This window comes from Bradyrhizobium guangdongense, assembly GCF_004114975.1.
GTDB classification, from domain to species: domain Bacteria; phylum Pseudomonadota; class Alphaproteobacteria; order Rhizobiales; family Xanthobacteraceae; genus Bradyrhizobium; species Bradyrhizobium guangdongense.
This window is the reverse complement of the sequence record NZ_CP030051.1, coordinates 3957789-3984134: the sequence shown is the minus strand read 5'-3', so window position 1 is coordinate 3984134 and position 26346 is coordinate 3957789. Positions and strand designations below refer to the sequence as shown.

26 protein-coding genes, 2 tRNA genes and 1 pseudogene are annotated in these 26346 nt (G+C 64.1%); 10 read left to right on the top strand and 19 right to left on the bottom strand.

The features are described from left to right. Positions 1-6 precede the first annotated feature (6 nt). Entirely contained in the window at positions 7-1176 is a 1170-nt protein-coding gene (locus X265_RS19065; protein ID WP_128966200.1) for a two-component system sensor histidine kinase NtrB, read from the bottom strand. After that, on the bottom strand, positions 1173-2174 hold the full coding sequence (gene dusB / locus X265_RS19060) for a tRNA dihydrouridine synthase DusB (RefSeq protein WP_188637381.1): 1002 nt from the start codon (positions 2172-2174) through the stop codon (positions 1173-1175). Before dusB ends, X265_RS19065 begins: the two co-directional genes overlap by 4 nt. 280 nt (positions 2175-2454) lie before the next feature. On the opposite strand from dusB, the gene X265_RS19055 reads away from it, so the two are divergent. Both X265_RS19055 and X265_RS19050 read left to right on the top strand, forming a co-directional pair. Continuing rightward, positions 2455-3636: a bifunctional 2-C-methyl-D-erythritol 4-phosphate cytidylyltransferase/2-C-methyl-D-erythritol 2,4-cyclodiphosphate synthase gene (locus X265_RS19055; protein ID WP_128966199.1), complete on the top strand. Its 1182-nt coding sequence runs from the start codon at positions 2455-2457 to the stop codon at positions 3634-3636. A gap of 3 nt (positions 3637-3639) precedes the next feature. Continuing rightward, on the top strand, positions 3640-4251 hold the full coding sequence (locus tag X265_RS19050) for a CinA family protein (RefSeq protein WP_128966198.1): 612 nt from the start codon (positions 3640-3642) through the stop codon (positions 4249-4251). Positions 4252-4269: 18 nt separating this feature from the next. Here X265_RS19050 and X265_RS19045 read toward each other — a convergent pair whose 3' ends face one another. Then, positions 4270-4695 (bottom strand): GFA family protein, encoded by a 426-nt coding sequence (locus tag X265_RS19045; protein ID WP_128969337.1) that lies wholly within the window; start codon positions 4693-4695, stop codon positions 4270-4272. 77 nt (positions 4696-4772) lie between these two features. Then, positions 4773-5552 (bottom strand): mechanosensitive ion channel family protein, encoded by a 780-nt coding sequence (locus X265_RS19040; RefSeq protein ID WP_128966197.1) that lies wholly within the window; start codon positions 5550-5552, stop codon positions 4773-4775. A gap of 272 nt (positions 5553-5824) precedes the next feature. Here X265_RS19040 and X265_RS19035 point away from each other — a divergent pair, with 272 nt between their 5' ends. From X265_RS19035 to X265_RS19015, 6 genes are read left to right on the top strand one after another with little or no spacing between them, the layout of a single operon-like run. Beyond that, positions 5825-6532 (top strand): c-type cytochrome, encoded by a 708-nt coding sequence (locus X265_RS19035; protein ID WP_128966196.1) that lies wholly within the window; start codon positions 5825-5827, stop codon positions 6530-6532. 10 nt (positions 6533-6542) lie between these two features. Continuing rightward, positions 6543-7817 (top strand): cytochrome c, encoded by a 1275-nt coding sequence (locus tag X265_RS19030; RefSeq protein WP_244659336.1) that lies wholly within the window; start codon positions 6543-6545, stop codon positions 7815-7817. 18 nt (positions 7818-7835) lie between these two features. Continuing rightward, complete coding sequence (locus tag X265_RS40600) at positions 7836-8012, top strand: hypothetical protein (protein WP_164938680.1); 177 nt, start codon at positions 7836-7838, stop codon at positions 8010-8012. After that, positions 8009-8575, top strand: a complete 567-nt coding sequence (locus tag X265_RS19025) for a cupredoxin domain-containing protein (protein WP_128966195.1) — start codon at positions 8009-8011, stop codon at positions 8573-8575. The genes X265_RS40600 and X265_RS19025 overlap by 4 nt, the downstream gene beginning before the upstream one ends. Beyond that, positions 8562-10184: a b(o/a)3-type cytochrome-c oxidase subunit 1 gene (locus X265_RS19020; protein ID WP_128966194.1), complete on the top strand. Its 1623-nt coding sequence runs from the start codon at positions 8562-8564 to the stop codon at positions 10182-10184. The genes X265_RS19025 and X265_RS19020 overlap by 14 nt, the downstream gene beginning before the upstream one ends. Continuing rightward, a complete protein-coding gene (locus X265_RS19015) occupies positions 10184-10999 on the top strand; it encodes a c-type cytochrome (RefSeq protein WP_164938679.1) in 816 nt (271 codons plus the stop codon). Before X265_RS19020 ends, X265_RS19015 begins: the two co-directional genes overlap by 1 nt. Before the next feature lie 115 nt (positions 11000-11114). Here X265_RS19015 and X265_RS19010 read toward each other — a convergent pair whose 3' ends face one another. Together X265_RS19010 and lipA are read right to left on the bottom strand one after the other, a co-directional pair. Continuing rightward, a complete protein-coding gene (locus tag X265_RS19010; protein WP_128966192.1) occupies positions 11115-11585 on the bottom strand; it encodes a type II toxin-antitoxin system RatA family toxin in 471 nt (156 codons plus the stop codon). Positions 11586-11591: 6 nt separating this feature from the next. Next, complete coding sequence (gene lipA / locus X265_RS19005) at positions 11592-12548, bottom strand: lipoyl synthase (RefSeq protein WP_128966191.1); 957 nt, start codon at positions 12546-12548, stop codon at positions 11592-11594. Positions 12549-12678: 130 nt separating this feature from the next. Between lipA and X265_RS19000 the strand changes: the two genes are divergently transcribed. Beyond that, positions 12679-13281, top strand: a complete 603-nt coding sequence (locus tag X265_RS19000; RefSeq protein WP_128966190.1) for a DNA-3-methyladenine glycosylase — start codon at positions 12679-12681, stop codon at positions 13279-13281. 2 nt (positions 13282-13283) lie between these two features. Here X265_RS19000 and X265_RS18995 read toward each other — a convergent pair whose 3' ends face one another. The 11 genes and pseudogenes from X265_RS18995 to X265_RS41440 form a co-directional block, all read right to left on the bottom strand. Next, entirely contained in the window at positions 13284-16160 is a 2877-nt protein-coding gene (locus X265_RS18995; RefSeq protein ID WP_128966189.1) for a valine--tRNA ligase, read from the bottom strand. Between the two features lie 127 nt (positions 16161-16287). Further along, a complete protein-coding gene (locus X265_RS18990; protein ID WP_164938678.1) occupies positions 16288-17049 on the bottom strand; it encodes a PopZ family protein in 762 nt (253 codons plus the stop codon). A 303-nt stretch (positions 17050-17352) separates the two neighbouring features. Beyond that, positions 17353-18744, bottom strand: a complete 1392-nt coding sequence (locus X265_RS18985) for a TolC family outer membrane protein (protein ID WP_128966187.1) — start codon at positions 18742-18744, stop codon at positions 17353-17355. A 205-nt stretch (positions 18745-18949) separates the two neighbouring features. Further along, entirely contained in the window at positions 18950-19612 is a 663-nt protein-coding gene (locus X265_RS18980; RefSeq protein ID WP_164938677.1) for a protein-L-isoaspartate O-methyltransferase family protein, read from the bottom strand. A gap of 137 nt (positions 19613-19749) precedes the next feature. Further along, a complete protein-coding gene (locus X265_RS18975) occupies positions 19750-19929 on the bottom strand; it encodes a hypothetical protein (RefSeq protein ID WP_128966186.1) in 180 nt (59 codons plus the stop codon). Between the two features lie 193 nt (positions 19930-20122). Beyond that, positions 20123-20197: transfer RNA gene (locus X265_RS18970), tRNA-Asn, on the bottom strand. Positions 20198-20332: 135 nt separating this feature from the next. Further along, positions 20333-20701, bottom strand: a complete 369-nt coding sequence (locus X265_RS18965) for a hypothetical protein (RefSeq protein ID WP_128966185.1) — start codon at positions 20699-20701, stop codon at positions 20333-20335. 213 nt (positions 20702-20914) lie between these two features. Continuing rightward, on the bottom strand, positions 20915-22612 hold the full coding sequence (locus X265_RS18960) for a flotillin family protein (protein ID WP_128966184.1): 1698 nt from the start codon (positions 22610-22612) through the stop codon (positions 20915-20917). An 11-nt stretch (positions 22613-22623) separates the two neighbouring features. Next, the gene (locus X265_RS18955; RefSeq protein ID WP_128966183.1) at positions 22624-23292 is read right to left on the bottom strand and encodes an OB-fold-containig protein; all 669 of its coding nucleotides are present in this window, start codon (positions 23290-23292) and stop codon (positions 22624-22626) included. A 10-nt stretch (positions 23293-23302) separates the two neighbouring features. Next, positions 23303-24466: a PspA/IM30 family protein gene (locus X265_RS18950; protein WP_128966182.1), complete on the bottom strand. Its 1164-nt coding sequence runs from the start codon at positions 24464-24466 to the stop codon at positions 23303-23305. 400 nt (positions 24467-24866) lie between these two features. Then, positions 24867-25121 (bottom strand): annotated as a pseudogene (locus X265_RS41440) (hypothetical protein); the annotation flags it as partial. 255 nt (positions 25122-25376) lie between these two features. Between X265_RS41440 and X265_RS18940 the strand changes: the two are divergent. Beyond that, positions 25377-25568, top strand: coding sequence for a hypothetical protein (locus X265_RS18940; RefSeq protein WP_128966181.1), 192 nt, complete (start codon positions 25377-25379; stop codon positions 25566-25568). A 50-nt stretch (positions 25569-25618) separates the two neighbouring features. On the opposite strand, the gene X265_RS40595 is transcribed toward X265_RS18940, so the two are convergent. Next, a complete protein-coding gene (locus X265_RS40595) occupies positions 25619-25765 on the bottom strand; it encodes a hypothetical protein (protein ID WP_164938676.1) in 147 nt (48 codons plus the stop codon). Between the two features lie 189 nt (positions 25766-25954). Then, positions 25955-26028 (bottom strand) — tRNA-Cys (locus tag X265_RS18935). Between the last annotated feature and the right edge of the window lie 318 nt (positions 26029-26346).

Sequence of the window (26346 nt, the reverse complement as noted above, 5' to 3'; positions counted from 1 at the left end):
TAATCCTCATTTTGCCCCCTGTGATGCAGACGACGACTTCCCGGCAGAGCCGTCGCGACTGCTGTGATCGGCGGTCCTGGCCGATGTGGAGTACATCGGCATCAGCACGCGAAAGGTGGTCTTGCGCGGCTGAGACTCGCATTCGATGATGCCCCCGTGATCGCCGACGATCTTGGCGACCAGAGCAAGACCTAGGCCAGAGCCGGTCTGCTTCGTGGTCACGAACGGATCGAACAGGTTGGGCAGAAGATCGTCCGGCACGCCTGGTCCATTGTCCCTCACGCAGAATTCGAGCGGCAGGGATACCCGGGATTTTTGACCGGGGACTGACAGGCGCACGCCGGGGCGGAATGCGGTGGTGAGCTGGATCTCGGCGTCGGGAACGTCGATCAGCGCTTCGGCGGCGTTCTTCACCAGATTGAGGAACACCTGGATCAACTGATCCTGGTTTGCCAGCACCGGCGGCAGCGACGGATCGTAGTCTTCGATGAAGCGGATGTTGCGGGCAAAGCCGGACTGCGCCAGCCTCTTCACGTGGTCGAGGACGGAGTGGATGTTGACGGGGCCGCGCACTACCGGGCGTTCGTCGCCGAACACCTCCATGCGGTCGACCAGCGTCACGATGCGGTCGGCTTCGTCGCAGATCAGGCGGGTCAGCATGCGGTCTTCGGATGACGCCTGCTGCTCCAGCAATTGCGCCGCGCCGCGGATGCCCGAGAGCGGATTCTTGATCTCGTGCGCCAGCATCGCGGCCAGCGCGATCACCGAACGCGCGGCGCTGCGGTGGGTGAGCTGCCGGTCCATCTTGTCCGCGATGGAGCGCTCCTGGAGCATCACCACGATATGACCGGGCCGCTCGGTGAGCGGCGCGACGTGCAGATCGACCTGGCGATCGCCGCCCATGCGCGGCGTGCCGAGATCGACCTTGTATTCGTTCACGGGCGAGTTCGAAGAGCGCACCTGGTCGATCAGCGCCAGCAAGGGACTGCCGAACGGCACCAGCTCCTTGAGCGACTGCCGCTTCAAGAACTGCGTCGAGATATCGAAGAAGGCTTCGGTCGCGATATTGGCGGCGACGATCTTCCCGTCCGGCCCGATCATCAGCACGGGATTCGGCAAGGCATCGAGGATCGCGTCGCTGTCGGACGGCTTGCGATGTTCAGCGGCCGAGGTCATGCAGCGGCGCTCCATGCGAAATCGTCGAAGGCATCCTGCAGCGACCGGTGAACGAGATTCGGATCCTCGGAGGTGAGTATCTTGCGGCGCCAGGCCTTCAGCGTCTCGACCGGCGCACCGCTCGCTTCCGCGGCGACATCGAGCGCCCAGCCGAGATGCTTTCGTGCATGCTTGAGGCCGACCCGCAGGCCGTAGAGCGCGCAGACGCCTTCGTACAGCGTGCGGACGTAGTGCAGCTGCGTTGCAAGCCCCGGCGTGGCTTCAGCCGCTCCGCCGTTGAGACGACGGCCGATCTCGCCGGGAAGCCAGGGCTGGCCCTGCGCGCCGCGGCCGATCATCACGGCATCGGCTCCGGAGGCCTCGAGCGCTGCGAGCGCCTTCTCGTAGCTGGTGATGTCACCATTGACGACGAGCGGAATGGAAATAGCCTCCCGCACCGCGCGGATCGCATCCCAATCGGCCTCGCCCTTGTAGAACTGGCAGCGGGTGCGGCCGTGCACCGTGACGAGCTTGATACCAGCGGCCTCAGCGCGCCGCGCCAGCTCTGGCGCGTTGCGGCTACGATCGTCCCAGCCGAGCCGCATCTTCAGCGTCACCGGGACCTTCACGGCCGATATCGTCGCCTCGATCAAGCTGACGGCGTGGTCGAGGTCGCGCATCAGGGCCGAACCCGACTGGCCCCCGGTGACGTGGCGGGCGGGACAGCCCATGTTGATGTCGATGATGTCGGCACCCTCGGCCTCGGCGATCCGGGCGCCTTCCGCCATCCAATGCGGCTCGCAGCCGGCGAGCTGGACCACATGCGGTCCGACGCCGGTCGCTTCGCAGCGCAACCGCGACATGCGGTGGCCGTTGGCGAGCTCATCGCTGGCGGTCATTTCGGAGACGACCAGACCCGCCCCCAGCTCGGCGGCGAGCTTGCGGACGGGCGAGTCGGTCACGCCCGACATCGGTGCCAGGAAGACCGGGGTGGCGACCTCAATATCGCCTATCTTCAACGGCTTAGAGCCTGATACTGCCGAGCCGGTCACTGGGGTCTCGTTACGTGGGCAGCGCCTCATCGCGCCTGCCATGGTCTATCTTGCGCACAATTCTTGTGCAGTCAAGCGTCATGCCTACAGTTTAGACAGTTCTGCAAAGCTTTCAAGTGCAGTGCAGCAAAATGCTGAATCCTACAATCCCGGGAAACCCCCTTTTTTTGCGGGCCTGCCGTGCTAGAGGCATGCCGGCACTCACCCACGCCCAATACACCCCTTAACAGTCGAATATTTGAGTCCTATGGCGAAATCACAGCGCATTGCAGTCGTTCTTGTCGCGGCCGGACGTGGCCTGCGCGCAGGCGCCGGTGGGCCCAAGCAATATCGGGAGATCGGCGGCGTGCCCGTGATCTACCGCGCCATGGAAGCCTTCAGCACCCACCCCGATGTCTTCGCCGTGCAGCCGGTGGTGAACCCCGACGACAGCGCCATGTTCGCGGCCGCAGTCGCAGGGCTCAAGCACGAGGCGCCGGCCAATGGCGGCGCAACCCGCCAGGCTTCGGTACTCGCAGGCCTCGAAGCGCTCGCCAGGCACGAGCCCGACATCGTCCTGATCCACGACGCCGCCCGTCCCTTCGTCTCTTCAGGCGTGATCTCGCGCGCGATCGAGGCGGCGAGCCGCACAGGTGCTGCGATCCCTGTCGTCCCCGTCACCGACACCATCAAAGTCACCGGCGCGAGCGGAGATGTCGAGGACACGCCTGATAGGGCGCGCTTGCGAATCGCGCAGACGCCGCAATCCTTTCGTTTCGATGTCATCCTCGAAGCGCATCGTCGCGCGGCCAAGGATGGACGCAGCGATTTCACCGATGATGCCGCGATCGCCGAATGGGCGGGATTGACGGTTGCGACCTTTGAAGGCGATGTTGCCAATATGAAGCTCACCACTCCCGAAGATTTCGTGCGCGAGGAAGCGCGCCTGGCCAGCCTGCTCGGCGACATCAGAACCGGCACGGGCTACGATGTGCACGCCTTCGGCGAGGGCGATCATCTCATGCTCTGCGGCGTCCGCGTGCCGCATACCAAGGGCTTCCTGGCTCATTCAGACGGCGACGTCGGCTTGCATGCGCTGGTCGATGCCATCCTCGGCGCGCTGGCCGACGGAGACATCGGCTCGCATTTCCCGCCGAGCGACGCGAAGTGGAAGGGCGCCTCTTCCGACCAGTTCCTGAATTACGCCATCGAGCGCGTCACGGCGCGCGGCGGCCGCATCGCCAATCTCGAGGTCACGATGATCTGCGAGCGCCCCAAGATCGGCCCGCTCCGTGACGCCATGCGCGCGCGCATCGCCGAGATCTCGGGTGTCGACATCTCCCGGGTCGCCGTGAAAGCGACCACCAGCGAGAGGCTCGGCTTCACCGGCCGCGAGGAAGGCATCGCGGCCACCGCGAGTGCCACCATCCGCCTCCCCTGGAGCGTCTAGGCCATGGGCGGCAGCGACGCACGCGCCCTCTCCCGCTCGCTGCTCGATCTGTGCCGGATGCGTAAGCTGACGATCGCGACCGCCGAGTCCTGCACCGGCGGCCTCGTTGCTGGCGCGTTGACCGATATCCCCGGCTCCTCTGACGTGATCGACCGCGGCTTCGTCACCTATTCCAACGACGCCAAGCGCGCGATGCTCGGTGTCGAGGCTGGCACGCTTGCCACTTTCGGCGCCGTCAGCAAGGAAACCGCAACCGCGATGGCGATCGGCGCGCTCGAGCGGGCCGATGTCGATCTTGCCGTCGCGATCACGGGCATTGCCGGTCCCGGCGGCGCGACTCCGGGCAAGCCCGTCGGCCTCGTTCATTTTGCGGCTGCCGCGCGCGATGGCCGCATCATCCACCGCGAGCAGCGTTTCGGCGCGATCGGTCGTAGCGCCGTACGCGCGCGCTCAGTGGTCGAAGCGCTGCGCATGCTGATGGAGCTCGCCCGCGGCCCGCAAGTAGCGGCCAAGCCGCGCCGAGCGGCAGCAGCGACGCGGCTTCGTCCGCGCGTGACACGCTCACCGCGACGGCACGCGGTGAAACGCAGGCCGCCGCGGTCGCCGCGCGGCTGAGCCAGGCGACCGCGGTCGTCAGTCAGCCGGAATGAAGCGCAGCGTTCCGGCCCGCCGCGTCGGCTTGCCGGTATCGTTGGTGTGATTGACGCCGTCCATGACCGGCACCTCCGGGAAATCGAACGGGCTCACCCCGTCCAGGCAGGCGACGTTGACGGCATAGAGCGATTGGTCGGATCGTCGCTGGTGGTGGGTGTAGATTCCGCACCGCGAGCAGAAGAAGTGCTGCGCTGATCCGGTATGGAAGCGGTAGCTTGTAAGCGTGCCTTCGCCCTGGAGGAACCTGATCCCGCCCAATTCCACCATGACGACGACGGCACCTCGCATGCGGCAATAGGAGCAGGTGCAGCGGCGGACCGAATTGAAACCATCGCTGAGAGTCGCCTCGAAACGCACCGTAACGCAATGGCACTGGCCCGCCCGAACGTTTGTGTCGCCCACAATCACACCCAAGTCTCCTGTTCGGACTCTGCTGTTCGAGTGACTATTACGATATCCCGCGCACGATCCCCAAGTCCCCTTCAAGCCGCCGCGAGCAGCGCGCTCGCATGGTCGAGCACGCACTGCTTGACCGCATCGGCCTCGGACGGCTTCGCCTTCGCGCTGACGGTCAATTCAAGAATCGGCGCCGCGGGATTGGCGACATCGAGGACCTTGGTCACGGAGACCACTGGTTGCGCCTGGTCGTCGATGCGGGAGTCGCGGCGCAGTTCCTTCAGGATTTGATCGGCCAGCGTATTGGCGGCGCCTGCCGGCACTGGAAAAGCCACCTTGACTTCGCCTGTGCCGGGATAGGCGCTGTGGTTGACGATGGCCGCGCCCCAAACCTGTCCGTTCGGCAGGAGGATCTGCGTGTTGTCGGGCGCGACCAGCTCGGTCATGAACAGTGACAGCGACCTGACCTTGCCGGACTTCCCGGCTACTTCGACCTCATGGCCGATGTGAAACGGGCGAAACAGCAGCAGCATCACGCCGGCGGCAAGATTGGACAGCGTGCCCTGGAGCGCAAGACCAATCGCCAGCGACGTGGCGCCGAGCACGGCGACGAGGCTCGCGGTCTGAATGCCGAACAGCTGAAGCACGGCAATGCCGACGACAGCCAGCACGCCATAACGCGCAAGGCTGCCGACGAACAAGGTCACGAGCGGATCGACCCGGTGCGTGACACTCAGGACCCGGGTGACGAAGCGCTGCATGGCGCCGGACAGATACCAGCCAATGGCCAGCAGCAGGATCGCATAGACCGCGTTCAGTCCACACAGGACGAGCGAGGCCCTGAGGGTGTCGAAATTGATGGTCATCGAGGCTCCAACCCGAAAGATCGAAGAGAACGCCGAACGGGATGAAATGATCCTGAACCGAACGGGCAGGAACTGTCGCGAAGCTCCAGCGTTATGTCTGGTTTTTCAAGACGTCGAAAGCCTGCGATTCGATCGGATTGCGACATAAATGCAACCACGAAAGCCGCCTCATTGTGCGGGTCTGAGCTTGCGCCGAAGAATATCGTCGCAATAATGCCGGTGTAGGTTGTGATCCGGAATCAACCGGGCCAGCATTGTGGAGGGCGACGGAATTGTTCGCTCGCGTGACGGCTACAGCCGTCGTCCTGATCACCTTGGCCGCCATGGATGGGGCGGCCGCACAAGCGCCCAACCAGCCGCCGGATACGATGGCGGCGCGGGTGGAGGCGTGCACGCCCTGTCACGGCAACAAGGGCGAAGGCACCAGCGATGTTTATTTCCCGCGCCTTGCCGGCAAACCCGCTGGTTATCTCTACAATCAGCTGCTCGCTTTCAAGAGTGGCCGGCGGAAATACCCGCCGATGAACTATCTGCTCGAGTTCCTGACCGAACCGTATTTGCAGCAAATGGCGGACTATTTCGCCGAGCAGCATCCGCCTTTGCCGCCCGTCGCAGCGAACGATGCTAGCCAGGAGGTGCTGCAGCGTGGCCAGTTACTGGTGTCACGTGGCGATCCTCAGCGCCAGATACCGGCCTGCGGCAGCTGCCACGGTCCGGCCCTGACCGGGATGGAGCCGGGAATTCCGGGCCTGCTTGGACTGCGGCCGAACTACATCAGCGCGCAATTGGGAGCATGGCGCTACGGCACCCGCACCGCAAAGGCGCCTGATTGCATGCAGCAGGTCGCCGCCCGGCTGACCGAGGAGGACGTCACGGCGGTCGCGGCATGGCTCGCGAGCCGTCAGGCCCCGGTGAATCTGGCTCCGGTGCCCAAGGGCACCTACGTGCTGCCATTCGCCTGCGGCAGTGAAGGGGATTGAGGAGATGGGGATGCGTTGGTGCTCACCAATCCTTGGCGCAATCCTTGGCGCAGTCCTTGGCGTATGGCTGCTGCTCCTGACTGGATCGATCGTCGAGGCGCAGCAGGCCGCCCCTGCCGCCAGCAATATCGTCGCGCGCGGCGAATATCTGGCGCGCGCCGGCGATTGTATCGCTTGCCACACTGCGCCCGAGGGCCGAACGTTCGCCGGTGGTCGCGCGATGCCGACCCCGTTCGGGACTCTGTATTCGTCCAACATCACGCCGGACCGGGAGACCGGGATCGGCAAATGGACCGCGGAGGACTTTTACAAGTCGATGCATTACGGCCGTTTTCCGGACGGTGGGTTGATGTATCCGGCAATGCCGTTCGCGTCCTACACCAAGGTCACACGCGCCGATACCGATGCGATTTTCGCCTATCTGAAATCGATTCCGCCCGTGAACCAACGAAACCGCGAGCACGATCTGCGCTTCCCCTATGACAACCGCCAGCTCATCCTCGGCTGGCGCACGCTGTTCTTCAGCGAGGGCGAGTTCAAGCCTGATCCGAGCAAGTCGGCCGAATGGAATCGCGGCGCCTATCTGGTCGAAGGCCTCGGCCATTGCGGCATGTGCCACTCGCCGATCAACGCGCTCGGCGGCACCTCGCAGTCGGACGCCTTCAAGGGCGGACTGATCCCGATGCAGAACTGGTACGCGCCCTCGCTCACCTCGAACCGCGAGGCGGGCCTGGGCGACTGGAGCATCAAGGACATCACCGACCTGCTCCAGACCGGAGTCTCGATGCGCGGCGTCGTCTACGGGCCGATGGCCGAAGTGGTGCACAACAGTCTGCAATATCTCAATGACGAGGACACGCGCGCCATGGCGGTGTACCTCAAGGGCATAGCCGAGGGATCGTCCCCGCCAGCGGCAAGCTCGGCGCTGCCGACCGCGGAAAGCAGCCTGCTGATCAGCCTGGGCAAGACCGTCTACGACAAGAATTGCGCGAGCTGTCACGGCGCACAGGGCGAAGGCAAGCCACCGCATTGGCCGCCGCTTGCCAACAACCAGTCGATCGAGATGCAATCGGCCGTCAATCCGATCCGCATGGTGCTCAACGGCGGCTACCCGCCCGGGACCAAGGGCAATCCGATGCCCTACGGCATGCCGCCCTTCGCAGGCCTGCTCTCGGACAACGAGGTCGCCGCCGTCGTCTCCTACATCCGCACGGCCTGGGGCAATCGCGGCACGCCGGTCTCGGCGCGCGAAGCCAACGAGCTGCGCTCCGCACCGCTGAACTGAGAGCGCCAGGGATCCGTCATGTTCAACTCAGACCCGCCAACCAGCCCAGCCACCGCCGATCAGGCCGTCGAAGAGGTCGTCTCGCAGGGCCCTTCAGGTGCAATCGCGCTCGCCGGCATCGCTACGGCCTGCGTCGTTGCGCTGTGGCTCGCGTTCTATCTGTTCGTCTTCCTGCCGCGCGGATCGCTGCAATGAGTGCCGAAGATACCCATGGCAGCAGCGTCGAGGTCGCGGCCCGCGTCGAGCGACGTTGGGCCACCATTGCCGTGATCATCATCGTGGGCATGGCGCTGCTGGCGGCCTTCGCCGGCATCCACCGCGCAACCATGCCGCAGCCGCGCGTCGAGACCACCGATCCCTCCCGGCTGCATCTGTCTGGTGAATTCGTCGAGAGCAATCTCGGCAGCATGCTGGAATCCAACGGCAGTGTGACCGTGCGCGCCATCGGCCAGCAATATTCCTTCACGCCGGCCTGCATCGTGGTGCCCGTGGACACGCCGATCACGTTGCGCGCCACCAGCGCCGATGTCGTGCACGGCATCCTGATCCAGGGCACCAACGTCAACACCATGCTGGTGCCGGGCTACATCTCCGAGCAACTGATGCGCTTTGGCAGGACCGGCGACTATCTGATGCCCTGCCAGGAGTTCTGCTCCTTCGGCCATGAAGGCATGTGGGGCAAGGTCAAGGTGATCGACAAGACCGACTTTGCGAACCGGGCAAAGGCTGGTGGGAGGCTGAGCTGTGTTGGTCAATAGGAAGCTCATTCTCGCCCATTTCTGGCTGGCCTTTGCCGTGTTCGGCATCGCGCTGACGCTCGGCGCCTGGCAGATGTTCATCCGCAGCCCGATCGGGACGTGGTTGTCCAACCCCGAACTCTATTACCGCTCGCTGACCGCGCATGGCACGGTGATGGGTTACGTGTTCCCGACCCTGGTCGCGATGGGCTTTGGTTATGCCATAGCTGAATCCGCGCTGGAGCAGCGCCTGGTCGGTGTGTGCTGGGCCTGGACCGGGTTCTGGCTGATCGTCGGCGGCAGCGTCATGGCGGTGGTCCCGATCGCACTTGGCCGGGCCTCGGTGCTCTACACATTCTATCCGCCGCTGATCGGCAATTTATTCTATTATCTCGGCGTCGTGCTGGTCGTCGTCGGCTCATGGATCTGGGTCGCGCTGATGTCGATCAACCTGCGAGTCTGGCGCAGGGCTCATCCCGGTGCGCCGGTGCCGCTCGCGATGTTCGCCAATGTCGCGGGCTCGTATCTCTGGGGCTGGACCGCGGTCGGTGCCGCGCTCGAGCTGCTGCTCCAGATCATCCCCGTCGCGGCCGGGCTGAAAAACACCATCGACGCCGGCCTCGCCCGCATCTTCTTCTCCTGGACGCTGCACGCCATCGTCTATTTCTGGCTGATGCCGACTTACATCGCCTATTATACCATCGTGCCGCGCGCGATCGGCGGCCGGGTCTATTCCGACACCATGGCGCGGATCTCCTTCATTCTGTTCCTGGTGGTGGCGATGCCGATCGGCATGCACCACACCTTCGCCGATCCGCAAGTCGGCGCCGGCTTCAAATTCATCCATTCGACCTTCACGGCGCTGGTGGCACTGCCGACGCTGCTCACCGTCTTCACGATCTGCGCCTCGGTCGAAATCGCGGCGCGTCTGCGCGGTGGCCGAGGGATGTTCGGCTGGATCAGGGCCTTGCCCTGGGACAATCCGATGATGCTGGCGCTGGCATTTTCGTTCGTCATGCTCGGCTTCGGCGGCGCCGGCGGCCTCATCAACATGAGCTATCAGTTCGACACCACGATCCACAACACGCAGTGGATCACCGGCCATTTCCACCTGATCTTCGGCGGCGCCATCGTGATCATGTATTTTGCGATCGCCTATGACCTCTGGCCGCATCTGACCGGGCGCGAACTGATCGATCTCCGCTTGATCCGCACCCAGCTCTGGCTGTGGTTCATCGGCATGATCGTCACCACCTTCCCGTGGCACTGGGTCGGCATTCTGGGCATGCCGCGCCGCATGGCCTATTTCGACTTCAGCGATCCCGCGATCGCGCCGCAGGCGCTCTCGGTCACCTTCTCCGCGATCGGTGGATTCATCCTGCTGGCGTCCGGCATCATGTTCATCGTCATCCTGGCACGCGGCATGCGTGCGCCGCAGGCTGATGCCGGCGCTTATCGTTTCGCGCTGGCCGTGCACCAGCCAACGACCGTGCCGGTCGCACTCAACACGCACGCCCTGTGGGTGGCGCTGATGATCGCGCTGACCATCACCAATTACGGCTATCCGATCCTCAACCTCGCGACCACGGCGGGAACGTCGGTGCCGGCGGTTTACGTGGGAGCGCAGTGATGAGCACCCGCGACCTCTTCACCTTCAGCAACCGCCATTTCAGGATCGGTGTCGGCGTTACTGCCGCTATTCTGATCGTGACGGCCATTGCGGGATTCATCGTGCTGCCGTTCGCGCAGCCCTGGGTCCAGTTCGCCAATGTCTGGGATGCGATCTGCAGCGCCGCCGGCCTGCCGCAGCGCGCGCCAAACGTTGCGACTCCCGAGCAGAGCAAGCATCTGTCCGATGTCGTACTTACGTCGCACACGCTCCCGCGCCCGAGCCAGGAGGCGATCGGCCGCGGCGCCACGCTGGCGCAGCGCTGCGCCATCTGCCACGGCCCGACCGGCATCAGCCGCGCCGATTCCCCCAACCTCGCCGGCCAATACGCCGCCGTGATCTACAAGGAGCTGCACGATTTCCGCTCAGGCGCGCGGACCAATGCGGTGATGTCACCGTTCGCCGTCAACCTGACCGACCAGGAAATCGCGGATCTCTCAAACTATTACGCCTACCTGCCGCGGCTTCCGGCCTATCACCCGACGCCGCAGCTGCCCAAGCCGAATATCGTCATTTACGGCGCGCCGATGCGCGGCATCGCCCCCTGCGGCTCCTGCCATGGCAGCCTCGACAACAAGACCGGCAGCCCGTGGCTCGAGGGGCAATCCGAGGCCTACATGAAGGCGCAACTCCAGGCCTTCGCGTCGGACGAGCGGCGCAATGACATCAGCCAACAGATGCGCAACATCGCCCGTGCCATGACGCCGCAGGAGATCGAGGCGGCGGCGGCGTATTACGCCTCCCAGCCGCCTGACGTGGTGAAGGCGGTGGATTGAAGGAGGTCGCTCCACGTCATTGCGAGCAATCCAGAATCCTTCCGCCGAGGGATTCTGGATTGCTTCGTCGCAAGCGCTCCTCGCAATGACGGTGAGGCTGCCGGTGCCCGCGTAACTACGACGACGCCAGCTTCGGCCGGCCATAGATCGCATCGGCGCGCTTTTCAAACGCGGTGGAGAACCGCGCAAACGCCGCGTCGAACATCGACCCCATCAGCATCGCCAGCATGCGGCTCTTGAACTCGTAGGCGAGGAAGAAACCGACATCGCAGACATCGTCGCCTTTGGGCTCGAAGGTCCAGCGGTTTTCCAGATTGCTGAACGGGCCTTGCAGATATTCGACCAGGATCTTCAGATTGGCACGGTCGAGCGTGACGCGGCTGGTGAAGGATTCCCTCACCAGCTTGAACGACACCGTCATGTCGGCAACCAGCACCTCGGTGCCATCGGGCTTGGCCATACGCTGGCGGATCTTCAGCGCGCTGCACAGCGGCACGAATTCCGGGTAGCGCTCGACGTCGGCGACCAGATCGAACATCTCGGATGCGCTGTGATTGACACGGCGCTTGCTCGAAAATCGGGGCATATCCGTTCAGCGGGCCGTCGCGGCCCGCGCAGCTTTCAGTCTCGCGAAATCCTCGCCGGCGTGATGCGACGAACGGGTGAGCGGGCTGGCCGACACCATCAGGAAGCCCTTGGTGTAGGCGACCTTTTCATAGGAGCTGAACTCGTCCGGCGGCACGTAACGCATTACGGCGTGATGCTTGCGCGTCGGCTGGAGATATTGGCCGATGGTCAGGAAATCGACATCGGCGGAGCGCAGATCGTCCATCACCTGCTGCACCTCGTGGCGCTCCTCGCCCAGGCCGACCATGATGCCGGACTTGGTGAAGATGGTGGGGTCGAGCTCCTTGACCCGCTGCAGCAGCCGGATCGAGTGGAAATAGCGCGCGCCGGGCCGCACCGTGAGATAGCGCGACGGCACGGTCTCGAGATTATGGTTGAAGACATCAGGCTTTGCCGCAACGACGACCTCGAGCGCCCCCTCCTTGCGCAGGAAGTCGGGCGTCAGGATCTCGATCGTGGTCGCGGGACACGCGGCCCTGATCGCACGGATGGTCTGGGCAAAGTGCTCGGCGCCGCCGTCGGCGAGATCGTCCCGGTCCACGGAAGTGATGACGACGTGGGCGAGGCCCAGCTTGGCGGTCGCCTCGGCAACATGCAGCGGCTCAGCCGCATCGAGGGCATTCGGCAGCCCGGTCTTGACGTTGCAGAAGGCGCAGGCCCGGGTGCAGGTGTCACCCATGATCATGAAGGTCGCGTGCTTCTTGTCCCAGCACTCGCCGATATTCGGGCAGCCCGCCTCCTCGCACACCGTGTGCAGCCCGTTCGACTTCACGATGTTGCGGGTATCGGCGTAGCCGCGGGTGTTGGGCGCGCGGACGCGGATCCAGTCCGGCTTCGGTGGCGAAGCGGAATCGGGGCGGTTCACCTTTTCGGGGTGGCGCGGGCGCAGCGGGTTCGTGACGGTATCGACAATAACGACCATGATCTGTCCGGTCTGTTCAGGTCCTACCTAGTCGGTCTGGCTCCCTGCCGCAACCCGGCTCGCGCCGCTTCAGGGAACATGGCAGATATGGGCAATATCTTGCTCAGTTCTCAGGCGATTCTCACCTCGAATGGCTCCAGTGTCGAAACCTTCCACACCACGGCTGGACAAGGCTCTGAAGCGGGCCTTTTTCGACCGCGACGTCCGCGACGTCGCCCACGATCTGATCGGTGCCACCATGCTGGTCGATGGCGTTGGCGGGATCATTGTCGAGGTCGAGGCCTATCATCATACCGAACCCGCCGCACACTCCTACAACGGCCCGACGCCGCGGAACCGGATCATGTTCGGTCCGCCCGGCTTTGCCTATGTCTACCGTTCCTACGGCATCCACTGGTGCGTGAACTTCGTTTGCGAGGAGGAAGGCTCGGCCAGCGCTGTCTTGATCCGCGCGCTGGAGCCGACCCATGGCCTCGCCACCATGCGGCGCCGCCGCCATCTCCAGGATGTGCACGCGCTGTGCTCGGGCCCGGGCAAGCTGACCGAGGCGCTCGGCATCACCATCGCGCACAACACCCTGCCCCTGGACCGGCCGCCGATTGCGCTGCATGCGCGGACGGAAGATGTCGAGGTGGCGACCGGCATCCGGATCGGCATCACCAAGGCCGTCGAGCTACCCTGGCGCTATGGCGTCAGGGGCTCGAAATTCCTCAGCAAGCCGTTTCCGAGATAGGCCTACGAGGCCTGCTTGAGCCGCTCCAGCGCCTCGAGCAGCTTGGCCTTGCGGGCCAGCGCCGCCTCGCGCTTTTCGCGCTCCTCCTCGACGACCTCTTCGGCCGCGTTGGCGACGAATTTCTCGTTCGCCAGCTTCGACTCGGCACGCTTGATGTCGGCGTCGGCCTTCGCGATCTCCTTGTCGAGACGCATACGCTCGGCGGCGACGTCGATCACGCCCTTGAGCGGCAGTGCAGCCACCTCGCCACGCACGAGGAGCTGGACTGCGCCGTCAGGCGCACGATCGGCAAACGAGATCTCGGATAGACGCGCCATGCGCTTGATGACGTCGGTCCAGCGCGGCGCACGTTCCCTGGTCTCGGCGGAAACGCCCGCGAGCACCAGTGCCGTCAGCGTTGCCGGCGGGATGTTCATCTCGGCGCGCACCGAGCGTATCTGCGTGACGAGGTCGATCACCCAGCCGATCTCGGCTTCCGCTCTGGGATCGGTGAAGTCGGCATGGTCGAAGATCGGCATCACGAACGCCGGCGAGACCAGCGGATCGGTCGGGCCTGCCGCGGCGGCCAGCATCGCGAGCTGCTCCGCGGTCGGCCCAGCCGGCTTCAGCGGCCATGGTGCCAGTGCGAGCAGGCCCTCGCGCTTGGCCGTCACCTCCCAAAGCTCTTCGGTAATGAAGGGCATGAAGGGGTGCAGCAGCTTCAGGATCTCGTCGCGCGCCCAGGCGACCATGGCGCGGGTCTCGTCCTTGGCCGGACCGTCCGGCCCAAGCAGCACGGGCTTGGCGAGCTCGACATACCAGTCGCAGTAGACGTTCCAGACGAAGCGGTAGATCGCGCCGGCCGCATCGTTGAAGCGATAGGCCTCGATCGCCTCCGTCACCTCACGCGTGGTGTGCGCGGTCTCATGCGCGATCCAGCGACTCAGCGTCTCCTTGGCCTTTGCCGGTTCGAAGCCATCGGGCACGATGCACTGGTTCATCTCGGCGAAGCGGCAGGCGTTCCAGAGCTTGGTCGCGAAATTGCGGTAGCCCTCGACACGGCTGGTGGCGAGCTTGATGTCGCGCCCCTGCGCCGCCATCGCGGCCAGGGTGAAGCGCAGCGCGTCAGCACCGTATTCGTCGATCAGGTGCAAGGGGTCGATGACGTTGCCCTTGGACTTCGACATCTTGGCGCCCTTCTCGTCGCGGACGAGGGCGTGGATGTAGACGGTCGAGAACGGCACCTCCTTCATGAAGTGCAGGCCCATCATCATCATGCGGGCGACCCAGAAGAAGATGATGTCGAAGCCGGTGACCAGCGCGTTGGTCGGGTAATAGCGCTGCACCTCGGGGGCATCTTCGGGCCAGCCGAGCGTCGAGAACGGCCACAGCGCCGAGGAGAACCAGGTGTCGAGCACGTCGTCGTCGCGCGTGATGAAGCCTTCGCGCTTGTTGCGGTCGAGCGCCATCTCGCGGCCCTGCTCGGCCGTGATGACTTCCTGCTCGACGTAGTAGCCGAGCGCGTGGCTGATCGCCTCCTCCTCGGTCTCCGCGACGAAAACCTTGCCGTCCGGTCCGTACCAGGCCGGGATCTGATGGCCCCACCAGAGCTGGCGCGAGATGCACCACGGCTGGATGTTCTCCATCCACTCGAAATAGGTCTTTTCCCAGTTCTTCGGCACGAAGCTGGTCTCACCCGAACGCACCGCCGCGATCGCGGGTTTTGCGAGCGTCTTGGCGTCGACGTACCACTGGTCGGTCAGGTATGGCTCGATCACGCTGTTCGAGCGATCGCCGTGCGGGACCATGTGAGTGTGCGGCTCGATCCGCTCGACGAAGCCGAACGCTTCCAGCCGCTCAACGATGAGCTTGCGCGCCGCGAAGCGATCGACCTTGTGAAACTCCTCGGCGAATTGCGAGGCACCTTCCGGCAGGTCGTGCAGATAGTCCTCGTTATCGACGAGGTCGAGGCAGCCTTCCTTGTCGAGCACGCTGATCCGTCGCAGGCCGTGGCGATTGCCGACCTCGAAGTCGTTGAAGTCGTGCGCCGGCGTCACCTTGACCGCGCCCGAGCCCTTCTCCGGATCGGAATATTCGTCGGCAACGATCCTGATCTTGCGGCCGACCAGCGGCAACACGACGTTCTTGCCGACCAGCTTGCGATAGCGCTCGTCCTCGGGATGCACGGCAACGCCGGTGTCGCCGAGCATGGTCTCCGGCCGCGTCGTGGCGACCACGATGAAGCTCGAGGGATCCTCGGGGCTGAAGGTCTTGCCTTCGATCGGATACCGCAGATACCAGAGGTGGCCCTTCACCTCGGTCTGCTGCACTTCGAGATCGGAGATCGCGGTGAGCAGCTTGGTGTCCCAATTCACCAGCCGCTTGTCCTTGTAGATCAGGCCGTCGCGATGCAGCTCGACGAACACCTTGACCACGGCCTTCGACAGACCCTCGTCCATGGTGAAGCGCTCGCGCGACCAGTCGCAGGAGGCGCCCAGGCGTTTGAGCTGGTTGATGATGGTGTCGCCGCTCTCGGCCTTCCACCGCCAGACCCGCTCCAGAAACTTGTCGCGGCCCATCTCCCGGCGGCCGGGCTGCTGGCGCTCCATCAGCTGCCGCTCGACGACCATCTGGGTGGCGATGCCGGCATGATCGGTACCGGGCTGCCACAGCACGTCGCGGCCGCGCATGCGCTCGAACCGGCACAGGATGTCCTGGAGCGTGTTGTTGAGCGCGTGGCCCATGTGGAGCGAGCCCGTCACGTTTGGCGGCGGGATCACGATGGTAAAGGGCACTGCGTCGCGGCGATCGGGACGACCGGCCTTGAAGGCAAGGCTGTCCTCCCACACCACGGACATGCGGGCTTCGATATCGGCGGGCTGGTAGTTTTTCTCGATCATGGGCTGTTAGAAAGCCGCGCGCGGGGTTCAAGTCAACGGAAAGCTCAGCGGCAAAGGAGCCTTCCGGCCCGACCAGCAGGTCAAGTAGGGCACAGGAGCAGGGCTTTATCGGGGCTGCGGCGCCTGTTCAGCGGCCGCCGCGCGAAACCCGCTCAATCTCGGCCTTTACGATGCGTTCGACGAGGCCCGGCAAATTATCGTCGAGCCAGGATTTCAGCATCGGGCGCAGCATCTCCTTGACCAGATCCTCCAGCGTCCGCGCATTGCTGCTGAGCACGGTATGGGCCAGGGAGTTGAAGGCGGATTCGACGGCCGAGACCGTCGATTGCGCCAGGATCGGTTGTTGCGGGGGCAGCGGCGGCGCATCGAAGTCCACCGGCGCATAGGAGGGTGCCGGACGCGGGGGCGGCGATTCGGCGAATTCCAGATCGTCGCGCGGCTCGACCTTTCGGAAGCTTGGCGGCGACGGCGCCGGTGTCGGCTCCGGATCCATCGCCATCTCGTCGGTCAGCTCGAGTACGTCGGGTTCGGGCTCAGGCTCGGGTTCCGGCGCACGCACCTCGGGCGCGGGCGTGGCCTCGTCGAGCCCCGCTAGCAGCGCGTCGATGTCGTCCTGGCTGTTGGGGCCGGCGTCCGCTGCAGGCGCAGGAGCTGGCGCGGGCTTTGCGGCCGGCGGTGGCACAGGCTTTTCCGCGGCAGGTTTTGCAGGCGCGACCTTGGATACTGGAGCGTCGGCCATCTGTGGCTTCGCTGCGGGTGCGGCGGGCGCCGGTGCGGGCTTGGCGGCTTCCGCCGGCGGCGGCTTGGCCTCATCGTCGGCAATGATGCGCCGGATCGAGGCCAGAATCTCCTCCATGGAGGGTTCTGTGACCTTTGCAGGCTGCGTCATCTCCGACTCCACATCATCAACGCCCTCGCATGCGTTGTTTTACACCAAGCACGGCAGGATTGGCCGGTTCCGGATATGCGCCCCGACATTTTCGTCGCGACAGCCAGACTTGTCCCCAGATCACAGCTCTACGTGAGGCGGTGCGCCCCTGCCCCGTCACTCAAGCATTACGCATGCAACATCGGATGCGGAGCGAATCGACCCGCAGCTTCTTGGCAAGGCTATGTCAGGGATTTTGACGATTGCAAGCAAAGCCCCGGTCGGCCTCGGCTATTAGCCAGGTCGACCGGAGAACAACGGGACTCAGCGTCCGTCAGGCGTGCGCACGCCGGCCCAGCTGTCGCGGACCTGCTGATAGTGCACGCTCGGATCGTAGACGGTGGTGCTGAGGCCGAGCACTTGCGGTGCGAGACGACCGACCGCGTTCAACACGGAATAGGACGCCACCACCCGGTCGTGCTGTGCAGTGACGAGCGCAACGCGCGCGTTGACCAGTGCCTGCTGCGCATTGAGCACGTCCAGCGTGGTGCGCTGACCTGCCTTGGCCTCTTCACGCACACCATTCAGCGCGATCTCGGAGGCCGTCACCTGCGCCTGAGCGGACTGCACCTGCGCCTTGCCGGCTTCCAGCTGGCCCCAGGCCTGCACGACATTGGCTCGGGTCTGATCGCGGGTGGTTTCGAGGTTGAGGCGCTGTTGCGCCAGATTTTCCTTGGATTGGCGGATCAGCGCATATTCAGCGCCGCCCTGAAAGATCGGCACGGAGGCCGTCGCGATCGCGGAGGCGGTATTGGTGCGGAAAACCGTTAGGGTCTGCTGGTAGGCCGTGCTGACACCAGCCTGGACCGTGACGGTCGGCAGCAACGCGCCCTCGTTGATCTTGACCTGGAGATAGTTGACGTCGATGCCGTACATCGCGGCCGTGACGTTGGGGTTCTCCACCAAGCTGAGGTTGACGGCGGAGGCGATCGAATTGGGCAGGAAGCGATCGACCGGCGAGCCCGGAGCAAGATTCGACGGCTCATTCCCGATGATCCGGCGGAAGTTCGCGCGGGTCGTCGTCAGATTTGATTCGGCGGTCAGGGCCTGGGTTCTGCCGGCGGCCAACTGAGCTTCGGATTGCGCCACGTCCGTGCGCGTGACCTCGCCGACGTTGAAACGATCGCGCGTCTGCTTGAGCGTCTGCTCGAGCACACGCACGTTGCTGCGTTGAACCTCGAGCGTTGCCGCGTCGCGCAGGTAGTCCATGTAGGCCGTCGCGGCCTGTAGCAGAACCGTCTGCTCGAGCACGCGCAATGCCTCGCGCGCTCCGGAGACTTGGCTCTCTGCCACACGAGTCTGGTTGGCGGTCCGGTTGCCATTGTAGAGCGTCTGGTTGACGGTCAGACTGGCACTGTTGGGCTGAAGGGGCGGGTCGCTGTGGATCGGCAGGCCCTTCTGGACCGCCTGGATGTCCTGATACTGATATCCGGTGCTGAGGCTCAAATTAACCTTGGGACGATAGCCTGACAGGGCCTGCGGCACGTTCTCGTCGGTCGAGCGCACCTGGGCGCGCTGTGCGTTCAGCTGCGGATTGTTCTGATAGGCGCGCACCAGCGCAGCCTCGATCGTATCCGCCAAGGCGGGCGTCGGCCCGGCAAGCGCCAGCAACAGGACCGAAACCGCTGCTCCGGTGAAGAGCTTCACCCCATGCATCCCTGAAATTCCGTTCATTCTCACGCCAGGCTCGTGCCCGCGAGCCGGGTTACCGTATCCGAGTGGAGTCGTTGCCCCGCAGCAACATAGGACGCGGTCGAGCGCGACGGAACTACCTCCGGGTATTTCTCAGTGGAAACTCTTCACGTGCAGCATCCCGGCCACACTTCTGATTCAGAACGGGATTTTAACGGGGTTTCGGCGGTCAGAAGACGAACGCGGCGGCCCGTTCCAAACCGGGGAGCACCGGGGCTGCCGCATCGAACAGCGGCCGATGGCCGAATTCGCCGTGGGAACGGGTCACGATCATGGCCCGCGCCGGACGGGATTCGGCCGAGACGCCCACAAGGCGCCCGCCTTCCCGCAACTGGCCGAACAGCCGTTCCGGCGTCACTTCAGTCGCGCCGTTGAGCACGATCACATCATAGGGCGCGGCGGAGGGGTCACCTTCGGCACACGCAGCAGCTTTGCAGGTCACGTTGGTGAGCCCGAGTCCGACGAAGGCGTCCTTGGCTTTCGCGACCAGAGCCGAATCGCTTTCCGTTGCGGTGACCTGGCGAGCAAGCTTGGCGATCAGCGCGGCGAGATAGCCCGTTGCGCAGCCGACGACCAGCACGTTGTCGCCCTCGCCGATCTCGGCGGCTTGGAGCAGCTTGCCGGTCAACTGCGGCTTGATCAGGCAACGCTTGACGCCACCCTCGCTCACGTCGAGATCGAGGTCGAGATAGGCCAAGGCCTGCCGGCTCGCCGGCACGAATACCTCACGCGGAACCGTGAGCATGGCATCGAGAATGCGGCGATCGGTGACGTCATTGGTGCGCACCTGGCCATCGACCATTTTTTGGCGCGCGGTCGAGAAACCGGACATTTGCGGACCCTGCAAGGCGGACGATGCCGCGGAGGTGAATTGGCGGCATCTTTGGAACAGGCTCCGCGAAAACGCAACACGTCCGTTGGCCAGACAGCCAACCCCAGTGCCAATGCGAAAATCGGGGACGAGATGGCCTATTCGATCGGGACAGCCAGGCGCCCGATCAGGGCCGCTACTTCGTCCAGCCGCGCCGAATCGGGGGTCTCGACCGCACGGGCGAGACAGGCGAGGCACTCGTCATCGCTCAACTCTGGAATATCCGCCGGTAGAATCGAGGGGGCCCCGGGGGCACGGTCGATCTTGATGTCGGGCATGGGAATCAGCTCCGTGAGAGTCCGGCCCTGACAAAGTCGATTTCAATTGAGTCGATTTGGTGCCCTGCCGCGCACATCCGTTTGAACGCGATTCTGGCTCGATTTCGGCCCTGACTGCCCTGAAAAATCGATCGAATAGCCTCGCGCGCCGCTTTAGCGGACACTCACAACCAATTGAATACAAGGCGAAATTTGGCTCCCCGGGCTGGATTCGAACCAGCGACCATCCGATTAACAGTCGGATGCTCTACCGCTGAGCTACCGAGGAAAAAGGCGAACCCGTCGTTCGCGCGCGGCTGCGTATAACAAAGCCGATTGCGCTTGCAAAGGACGAATTCACCGTCATTCGCAAAGCAACGGGGAAGGACTTATCGCGCCCTCCCCGCGCTCAGGTCAGATCGCGCTACTCGGCGATGAAAGACGTGGTCTTCGTGCCGGGGTCGTAGCGCAGCCGAAGCGCCGTCATCTTGCAGAGATTGACGTTCTTCCAGAGCACGGCTTCGTCATAGTTCTGCCAGTCGACGCGGATGTTCCAGACACAGCCTTCGTCATCCTCGTCGAACTCGACATAGGTGCTGGCCTGATTCTGCAAAACCTTGTCGAGCTCGTTGTCCCATTCGTCCAGACCGTCGTCCGGTGCGTTGAAGCCCAGGAACTTGATGGCGTAGCCGGTCTCGTTGACCACGGTGACGTTGCGGGCGTCGGCGGCGATCGATGGTGCGGCGGCGATCGTAAATCCGATCGCGATCAGTCCAGACAGAAAATACTTCATGTGAAATTCTCTGGATCGAAACAGGCCCCGGCGCCTGACCTTGATCGGCGCAGGCGCCGCGGCAACCAACGGCGTTGCCTTGAAGAAATCGTCCGGAGAGCGATCGAGAGGTTCGAAACGCCCTCGATCCGCACCCCGGCTCGTTGCGCGACGCGAGACGCGCAACGAGCCAGTTCATAACGTTTCGAATTCTCCGCAGCAATGAACCGGCATTCATAGATCGGCGGAGTTTGTTTTATCCGGCGGTGTGGGCGCAGGCACCGCGGCCCCATTGCTTTTCCCTGTCACTTCGCCGACCAAAGCTTTCACGGGATCGTCGCCCGGCGCAAAACCGCTCTGGCGCAGGATCTCGTCGATCATCGGGCGCAGGGCGTGCACCTTGAGCAATTCGCCGGCAAGCCCTTCGCCGAAGCCGACGCCCGCGGCTCCGTTGGCGTTGCCGCCAAACGCGCCGCCGGTGTGCAGGATACGAACGTCTTTCAGATTGGCAATCGGCCTCACCATCTCGGCCAGCGCCGACGGCATCGTCTCGATGCGCTTCTTGGCGATCTCGAAATCGATGACGTTGCTGCCGAGCTTGTTCTGCGCCTCGTTTTTCATGGTGATGACGGCGGCTTCTGCCTCACCGATGTTCCTGACGCCGACCGCCTTGATCTTGTTGGACTCGGCTTCCGCCGTGGCCAGCGTCTTGACGGCCTCGGCGCGGTCGAGCGAGGCCCTCTTCTCGGCTTCGGCGGCGACGATCAGCTCGGTCGATTTGCGCTCGGCTTCGGTGCGGGCAGCCAGCACCTGCGTCAGACGAGCACGGTCGGCGACTTCGACGGCGCGTGCGGTCACCACCTTTTCTTCCGCGGAGACGGCGAGCGCTTCGGCAGCCTTGGCCTCGGCAACGGCCTCCGAGGTCTGCTTGCTCTTGGCCGCGATCTGGATTTCGTTCTCCTGCGTCGCGATCTGGATCTCGCGCTGGGCGTCGGTCTTGCGTTTGTTGATCGCAAGGTCCGACTCGATGACCGCGGTTTCCTTGACCTGTTTGGCGCCGGCCTCCTTCTCGGCGACGGCACGGTCGGTGTCGATGCGGGCGTTCTCCTCAGTCAGGCGCGCGGTCTGCGTCGCGGTTGCGACTTCGGCGCGGGTGCTCGCGGTCTTGTTGGCAATATCGCGCTCCTGCGACAGCTCCGCTTCCTTCTTGGTCCGTTCGATCCCGAGCGTCTGCTGCCGCGCCTCCAGATCCTTCTGGGCGATCGCGACCTCGTTGTCTCGGACGATAGCGTTGCGGTCGCGCCGGCGAGTCTCGGTGATGGTCTTGAGCTGGGTGAGACCTTCGGCGTCGAAGAAGTTTTCGGGGTTGAAGAACTTGACGTCGGTCTGGTCGAGCTTGGTCAGGGACACCGACTCGAGTTCGAGGCCGTTCGATTTGACGTCGGACTCGACCGTGGACTGCACATGCTTGACGAAATCCGAGCGCTTCTCCTGGAGCTCCAGGATGGTCATAGTCGCGGCCACCGAGCGCAGGCCGTCGACGAACTTGGCTTCGACCTGGTTGCGCAGCGCTTCCGCATCGTTGGTCAATGCACCCAGGGTCTGGCTCGCGAGCGCGATGCTCTCCTCATCGGGGCGGACGCGCACGTAGAATTCGGCGACGATATCGACGCGCAAACGATCCTTGGTGATGAGGGATTCCCGCTCCTTGCGTTCGACGGTGAGCCGCAGCGTCTTCAGATTGACGCTGGCGTAGGAGTGGAAGATCGGCAGGATCATGGCGCCGCCGTCGAGGACGACTTTCTTGCCGCCGAGGCCGGTACGGACGAAGGCCTCGTCGCGCGTCGCGCGCTTGTAGAGGATAGTGAAGACGATCCCGAGGACAACGATCAGCGCGACGCCGATCATGGCCGGGACTGCGATGTCGAACATGACTTTCTCCGCTAATGGACTTGCTGGCTTAGACTGGCTTTGGACGGTTTGAGTTCATCATCGGCCTTCACCGCGACGAAACGGGTGTCGACGCGATCGACCAGGAGCACGAGGGTCCCCTGCGGCAACGGCGCTGAGTCGGGCGCAGCCACGGCCAGGACGAAATGCCTGTTGCCGTGGATGTCGGCGACGCTGACGCGGCCCGGCGGCCCCTGGTCGAGCGGGCCGACGACGACCTCCCCGACCCGGCCGACGAGATCGCCGAGACCGACCGCGTAGCTCTCGTCCTTGGGAATGACCCGCGCGATGCCGCCGCTGGCGGCGCGGACCAGCGGCACCGAGACGACGATCGCAGCGAGCGAGGCGATCGAGGCGGGCAAGGGACCGGCCACCATCCGCGCGACGTCCTGGATCAGGAAGCCGGTGATCGAGAAGGCGCCGAGCGCCAGGAGCAGGAAGATCAGCAGCGGCACGCCGCCGACATTGACCCAGGAGATGGCATTGATCACGCCGTTATCACTGGGATGGCTGAAATCGATGCTGGTCCCGAGCATCTCGCTGAGCGACGCGCCGACCAGCATCGTGACCACTTCGAGCGTGCCGACGATGAGGATCATGGCCGCCGCGATCGCGAACGGCCGGACCTCCGGCGACATGACGTGTTCGAGCAACGCGCTCATGACACGAACCTCAGGAGCGCGACTTCAACCGCGCGAGCCTCGCCGCAATCTCCTTGTCGCGATGGAGCGCGCTCAGTTCGTCGATGTCGCTCGAATACGGAATGCCCGGTGGCACGCCGGTGACGCGCGCGACCGCCCTGCCCGCGCGCAACGCTTTCGCCGCCGCGGAGCCGCCGCTGCGCTTGCGCGGCGAATTCGAAGCCTGGTGGCTCGCGGCCGCCTCGCTCTTTTCCAGATCAACGCGGCGCTGCTCGGCATCCTGGAGCGCCGAGAGCACGGCACGCAGTGAGGTCACGCATTGCTCGATCTTCTCGTTGTTCTCGTCGATGGCGCGGGAAAGCACCTCGAACTGCGCCTCCAGATCCATCTGCCGGGCGATGCCGGCACGGGCGAGATCGTCGCGGCTGTCGGCGACCGCACCCTCGATCTTGGCGGCGAGATCGGTCATCTCGCGTTCGATTTCGGTGCGACGCGCGTTGAGGCGGTATTCCTCCGCGCGCGCAGCCGCGAGCGCATCACGCGCCTCGCTCTCGGCGCGCTCGATCTCGCGGATGGCCTGGCCGACCACTTTCAGCTTGTTGTTGCCTTCCGCCTGCTCGATCGCGTCATAGGCGATGCCGGCGATCAGACGTCCGACCCGGGACAGGAAATTCTCGGGAGCGGCTGCGATGGTATCCATGGCGTTCTCCTCCTCTGGCAGACTGTTCGGCGTGACGCCGTAGTGAACCTCGAAACCATCGTCGGTGCGGATCAGATGCGCGGGCACGCTCTGGCCCCAGCCCTCCGCGTAGCCGGCATAGTCGAAGGGCACGCTGAAACGCCCTTGCACGGTTGCAATCGAAATGGTCGCCGGGCCCTTGATCTTGGCGAGCTTGTCGTCGAGCGGCAGCCGCCGGCCCTGCGCCGCGCGATAATCGGCGCGGTCGCGCAGGCCCAGCGTTACCAGGCGGGACGGCAGTGCGGTTTCTTTCCGGATCGGCTCATAGGCATGGGCATGCAGCAGCACGACGTTGGAGCCCACATTATGGGTCCGCGCGACCTCATCCAGGATCTCCATCATGCGGTCATACGCCCTGAACGTCGCCTCCATGGCGGCCTTGGCGGCCGGGTCAGGGGCAAGCCTGTAGCGAAGCGCCGATGGCGCATTCCGGGGGGACGGGCTCATGGAAAGCACTAAAGCACAATTTTGGTGCTTTACAAGAGGGAGGCTTGATCACGTTCCACTGATCCTGAGGCACTCCAAGGTTAGTCGCTGTCGCCTGTGGCCGCGTTCAAGGCGGGCCCGTCACTCTAGATCACCGCCGATCAAGACTTATTGCACGCAGGAGTTGCAGTTGGCTTAAGTGCCGCAGGCGAATTCGGCTTCGCTCATCGCGCGACGGTGGCCCCGACCAGTGAGTTTGGCCGGCAGGTTCAACTGGGTCATGACTCTGTCAGATATGATTCTCAGGACCACTACATCTGCGTCGGATACGCACAGATCCACAGCTTATCCGCAGCATATCCACGTCAGGTGTAAGACGGATTTGCATCGGATCGCAAAGCACTTGCTGCGCACAAATCCACAGGGCGGCTCCCCCGGCCTGATCGAACACCGCACGGCTCCCTCAGGCTGGAGAGTTTGCGCTGCAGGCACGCCGTGATGGCCGGACATCAGGGATTTCGCCAGCGCAGAGTCGATAGACGTCAGCCCTGCACGCCCGCCGTGGCTCCGGCGTGCCCTGTTGGCCATGGGCTGTAGGCGAAAACAGAGCCAGGAACAGCCCCACCGTCGAGGCGCGGCGCGCCCGGCTTCTCACACCCGCAAACCGCAAGAACCTCGCCTTCATGACCGGTCTCCTGTCTGCCTGCACACAGCCTGCCTTGGCCGGTGTGGGTAAAGACGTAAGAGGAATAAATCCGGGGAGATGTGATCCCTTTCACACTGGCGCGGTCGCGTAGGAACCTAGAGTTCCCCAGGGGATTTTCAGGAATCGCTAACCAATCGGATCCCGATCGCCCGATCGTTAAAATGCGAACGATCGGGTCAATCGGGAAACAAACCGGCTTTGCGACAGTGCGCCATCCGTGGTCCGGAGGGTGTGATGAGCGAAGCCGAATTCAATTTGATGCTGGATGCGGTCCGTGACGCCATGACTCATGAAGAATTCGCGCCCGCGCCGGAGGAGTTCGTGCCCCATACATGGACCTTCGATGCGACGCCCAAAGCCGCCAACGACAATGAGGGCGCCTGGCCGCTGCTGCCCTTCCCGGACGGCTGGTACGCGGCCTCCTGAGTCCTCTGGCCAAGCCTTAAAACCCGGCCGCGCACGACCGGATCCTGCGATCAACTCTTGACGCTTTCCTCGCCGCTCTGGGTCGCCCGATCGGGGGCGGCAGGCGGAAAGATGCTGTCATAGATCGCGCGCGCCTCGCGAATGAGGCGAGCCCTCTCCAGCTCGGACTTCGGGATAAATCGGACGATCTCGCCCACGTGCTCTCCAGCTCGTTGTTGGGACTGCATCACCCAGTTGATGCGAACCCTATGCCAACCGACCTGAATCGGGGGTTTCCAACCACCCCCGGGCGAACCCGGTGGCCGCGCTCCGCGCGCAGGCGTCATCCACAAGCGAGACAGCACGTCCGCAAGCCGATTTTTTGCCTATATATCAATGAGTTGCGATGGAGGCCACGACCAGAATTGAACTGGTGTACACGGTTTTGCAGACCGTTGCGTAACCACTCCGCCACGTGGCCCCATTGTCGAAAGGACGAGTTTGTCAGTGGGCAAGGATGACCTGGGCCATTCTCAATGGTCTGCGCGAAACGCACAAACACTGACGAAAACGGTACAAGTTCCCCGAGAAGTCCCCACGCCCTCGGAGCGGTCCGAAGGTGCCACTCGAATATAGGGCCGCGTCCGGCCGGTCAACCCAGCGTGCGAAAGTCTGGCCAAGCTGCCGACTTCCGATAGCGTTCCAGTAGTTGACCCGGCATGATCTCTGTCGCCGGTGGCCGTACCCTGCCGGGCATGATGTCCGCCCCGGTCAAAGCCGACCCACCGATTCTGATCTG

Bases quoted from the DNA above. Each gene is read 5' to 3' on its own strand.
- X265_RS19025 (WP_128966195.1), top strand. From the start codon at position 8,009: ATGAGTGCCGAAGATACCCATGGCAGCAGCGTCGAGGTCGCGGCCCGC.
- X265_RS19015 (WP_164938679.1), top strand. From the start codon at position 10,184: ATGAGCACCCGCGACCTCTTCACCTTCAGCAACCGCCATTTCAGGATC.
- X265_RS18955 (WP_128966183.1), bottom strand. From the start codon at position 23,292: ATGAGCGCGTTGCTCGAACACGTCATGTCGCCGGAGGTCCGGCCGTTC.
- X265_RS18960 (WP_128966184.1), bottom strand. From the start codon at position 22,612: ATGTTCGACATCGCAGTCCCGGCCATGATCGGCGTCGCGCTGATCGTT.
- X265_RS18965 (WP_128966185.1), bottom strand. From the start codon at position 20,701: ATGAAGTATTTTCTGTCTGGACTGATCGCGATCGGATTTACGATCGCC.
- X265_RS18980 (WP_164938677.1), bottom strand. From the start codon at position 19,612: ATGTCCGGTTTCTCGACCGCGCGCCAAAAAATGGTCGATGGCCAGGTG.
- X265_RS18975 (WP_128966186.1), bottom strand. From the start codon at position 19,929: ATGCCCGACATCAAGATCGACCGTGCCCCCGGGGCCCCCTCGATTCTA.
- X265_RS19010 (WP_128966192.1), bottom strand. From the start codon at position 11,585: ATGCCCCGATTTTCGAGCAAGCGCCGTGTCAATCACAGCGCATCCGAG.
- lipA (WP_128966191.1), bottom strand. From the start codon at position 12,548: ATGGTCGTTATTGTCGATACCGTCACGAACCCGCTGCGCCCGCGCCAC.
- X265_RS19030 (WP_244659336.1), top strand. From the start codon at position 6,543: ATGCGTTGGTGCTCACCAATCCTTGGCGCAATCCTTGGCGCAGTCCTT.
- X265_RS19055 (WP_128966199.1), top strand. From the start codon at position 2,455: ATGGCGAAATCACAGCGCATTGCAGTCGTTCTTGTCGCGGCCGGACGT.
- X265_RS18995 (WP_128966189.1), bottom strand. From the start codon at position 16,160: ATGATCGAGAAAAACTACCAGCCCGCCGATATCGAAGCCCGCATGTCC.
- X265_RS18940 (WP_128966181.1), top strand. From the start codon at position 25,377: ATGAGCGAAGCCGAATTCAATTTGATGCTGGATGCGGTCCGTGACGCC.
- X265_RS18990 (WP_164938678.1), bottom strand. From the start codon at position 17,049: ATGACGCAGCCTGCAAAGGTCACAGAACCCTCCATGGAGGAGATTCTG.
- X265_RS18985 (WP_128966187.1), bottom strand. From the start codon at position 18,744: ATGCATGGGGTGAAGCTCTTCACCGGAGCAGCGGTTTCGGTCCTGTTG.
- X265_RS19040 (WP_128966197.1), bottom strand. From the start codon at position 5,552: ATGACCATCAATTTCGACACCCTCAGGGCCTCGCTCGTCCTGTGTGGA.
- X265_RS19065 (WP_128966200.1), bottom strand. From the start codon at position 1,176: ATGACCTCGGCCGCTGAACATCGCAAGCCGTCCGACAGCGACGCGATC.
- X265_RS40600 (WP_164938680.1), top strand. From the start codon at position 7,836: ATGTTCAACTCAGACCCGCCAACCAGCCCAGCCACCGCCGATCAGGCC.
- X265_RS19050 (WP_128966198.1), top strand. From the start codon at position 3,640: ATGGGCGGCAGCGACGCACGCGCCCTCTCCCGCTCGCTGCTCGATCTG.
- X265_RS19000 (WP_128966190.1), top strand. From the start codon at position 12,679: ATGGCTCCAGTGTCGAAACCTTCCACACCACGGCTGGACAAGGCTCTG.